The organism is Mesorhizobium sp. M7A.F.Ca.CA.004.04.2.1 (assembly GCF_004022825.1).
Classification (GTDB): Bacteria; Pseudomonadota; Alphaproteobacteria; order Rhizobiales; family Rhizobiaceae; genus Mesorhizobium.
On the sequence record NZ_RZPH01000760.1, the window covers coordinates 1 to 3010 of the forward strand.

Genomic DNA, 3010 nt, shown 5'->3' on the forward strand with positions numbered 1-3010 from the left:
GTCCTTGTACCACTGGGTGACGGACATCTGCACCTTGTTGTTGGTGTTCTGGATGTAGGTGAACTGGATGTTCGACGAGATCGGCTTGACGTCGGCGACATAGCCGATGCTGGTCAGCACGCTCTGCAGATAGACGCCGATGGACCGCGAAATGGCGGTGTCCTCGACGATGATGGTCACCTTCTGACCCTTGGTGCCGGAGTCCTCGACGAACTGCTTTGCCTTGTCGAGGTCAGGGGCCGACCATTTGGCGCCCGGATTCTTGGTGAAGGGGCAATAGTCTTCATGGCCGGGGAAGTCCGGGGGCAGGACCTGACAGACCGGCGAGGCCAGCACCTTTCCGCCGAACAGCTTGACCAGCGTGTTGCGATCGATCGCATAGGCAACGGCCTGGCGGGCTTTTTCATTGTCGAAGGGTGCGAGACGGTTGTTCAGCGGCGCGTACCACCAAGCCGAAAGCGGTGAGATGTGCAGCTGGTCCATGGACTTGCTGCCCAGTTCGCCCAGGCGATCGCTGGGCAGAGCGTCGAACATCCAGTCCGCTTCGCCGTTCTGGATCGCGGTGACGGCTGCCTCTTCGGACAGGCCGAAATCATATTGGACGACATCCGGATAGCCGTCCGGCTGGGCTTCTTCGCTCCACTGCTTGAAATTTGGGTTGCGGGAAACCGTCATGCCCTTGTTCGGGTCGAAGGCGGAGATCATGTACGCGCCGGTGCTGGGAATGGGCTTGGAGCCCATGTCTTCGGCGGGCGTGTCCGCCGGCAGGACCACGGCATGCGGCAAGGCGAGCTTGTAGAGCAGCTCGGCATCCGGCTTGGTGATGTTGATGGTGATGGTGCCGGCCGCTTCGTCGCCGACAACGCCGCCTTCCAGCGTGCAGCTCTTGGTGTCGGCCAGGCATTTGTCGGCACCGACGATGCCGGCATAGAACGTGCCGGAGGTGGGTCCGGAAACCTTGAAGATGCGCTGGAAAGAAGCGACGACGTCCTTCACGCCAAGATCCTGGCCACTGGAGAACTTGATGCCCTTGCGCAGCTTGAAGGTGAAGGTCTTGCCGTCATTGCTGACCTGCGGCAACGCCTCGGCCAGATCGGGAACGATGGTGAAGCCGTCCATACCCTCGGCCTTGCGGAAGGCTACCAGGCCGTCATAGATCGGCTGGTACATCTGCCAGCCCTGGTCCGTGTAATTGATGTGCGGATCGAGCGTTCCGGCCGCGGAGCGGGCCAGCAGGCGGATGGTGCCGCCTCGGTGCTCCTTGAGATATTCGGCCTGTGCCGGGGCCAGCCATGTACCGGCCAGCAATGCCGCGGCTGTTGCCGCCAGAAGCAGTTTCTTCATGTCTTCATTCCCCTTTTCTTCAATTGTCGTTGTGGTCCAGGAAGTCTCCCACCACCCGCATGCACGCATCTTGCTCTTCGACATGCGGCATGTGGCTGGAATGCTCGAATATCTCCCAGCGAGACCCCTTGATGCCGTCCTTGTAGGGCTGCACGGTCGCGGGCGTGGCCTCGTCGTGACGTCCGGAGATGATCAGAGTAGGAACATCGATGGCCGGCAGACGGTCGACGATGCTCCAATTCTTCAGCGTTCCGATGACATGGAATTCGTTTGGCCCATTCATCAGATTATAGACGGTCGGATTGCGCACGACCTGGGCGAAACTTTCCGTGACTTCGGACGGGAAAGGCACGACCCGGCAGACATGCCGCTCGTAGAACACCATCGTCGCCGCCTGGTACGCCGCATCGCCCGTCGTGCCGGCCTGCTCGTGCCGGGTCAGTGTCTCCTGCACATCCGCGGGTAGGTCGGCACGCAACCGGTTGGCCTCTTCGACCCACAGTTTCATGGAAGCCGGCGAGTTGGCGATGGTCAGCGACTTCAGGCCCTGCGGCCGCGTCACGGCATATTCGGCGCCCAGCATGCCGCCCCAGCTCTGGCCGAGGACGTGGAAGCCCGTCCGAATGCCGAGATGGTCGACCAGGTTTTCAAGCTCGTCGATGAACAGCCCAGGTGTCCAGAAATCGGCGCCTTTCTCAGGCAGCAAGGTGGAATTGCCGCAGCCCAACTGGTCGTAGTGGATGACGGCGCGATCCCTTCGCGCAAGAAGCTTGTAGGCATCGACATAGTTGTGAGCGACGCCTGGGCCGCCATGCAGGATCACCACAGGCGCCTTTTCGCCACCGAGTTCGCCACTGACCCGATACCAGGTCTCGTAGGCGTCGAAAGCGGCCCGTCCTTCCATGCCTATGATCTCAGATGACATCCCAGTTCCCAGTGCGGTTGAAGGCATCTTGTATTTGTCCGTGACGGCAGGCGCCCTAACTCATGTTGCGGGTGACCTGCACCCACTCTTCCAGCATCTGCACGCCAAATGCCGTGGCGCCTTGCCTGCCCAGAGGCCGATCGGTGTCGGTCAGTTCCTTGCTGGCGATGTCGAGATGCACCCAGGGGCGGTCTTCCGTGAAGTGACGCAGGAAGGCCGCCGCATAGGGAGCGTCGCCGTCTTCCATGTCCTTGGCATGATGCCTGAGGTCCGCGAACGGCGATTGCAGACCCTCATCATAGGCCCGGTCGAGCGGCAGCCGCCAGAACCGCTCGCCGACCGTTTCTCCGGCCGCGATCATCTGTGAAGCGATGGCATCGTCGGTGCTGAATAGGCCTGCGAATATCGACCCCAGGCCACGCGTCACCGAATAGGTCAGCGTCGCCAGATCGACGATCACCGAAGGGTTGAAGCGCGTGGCTGCATAGTAGAGGCAGTCGGCCAGAAGCAGGCGTCCCTCCGCATCCGTGTCGAACACTTCCACTGTCTGTCCCGAGGCCGTGGTGATGATGTCGCGCGGTTTGAGCGCGGTGCCCGATGGCATGTTCTCGGCGATGCCGAGAACACCGACAACGTGTACCGGGCTGCCTTGCCGGGCGAGCGCGATCAGCAGGCCGACCACAGCCGCCGCTCCGCCCATGTCGGCTTTCATGTCGAACATCTGCGCTCCGCCCTTGATGC

2 protein-coding genes and 1 pseudogene are annotated in these 3010 nt (G+C 61.7%); all 3 read right to left on the minus strand.

All coding sequences use genetic code 11. The features are described 5' to 3' along the window. Nucleotides 1–1344: ABC transporter substrate-binding protein (locus EN893_RS26500; RefSeq protein WP_164901118.1), on the minus strand; the 1344-nt coding region annotated here is incomplete at its 3' end. Nucleotides 1345–1363: 19 nt separating this feature from the next. Beyond that, a complete protein-coding gene (locus EN893_RS26505; protein WP_127268711.1) occupies nt 1364–2269 on the minus strand; it encodes a proline iminopeptidase-family hydrolase in 906 nt (301 codons plus the stop codon). A gap of 55 nt (nt 2270–2324) precedes the next feature. After that, nucleotides 2325–3010: pseudogene (locus EN893_RS26510) on the minus strand (peptidase M17); the annotation flags it as partial.

Bases quoted from the DNA above. Each gene is read 5' to 3' on its own strand.
- EN893_RS26505 (WP_127268711.1), bottom strand. From the start codon at position 2,269: ATGTCATCTGAGATCATAGGCATGGAAGGACGGGCCGCTTTCGACGCC.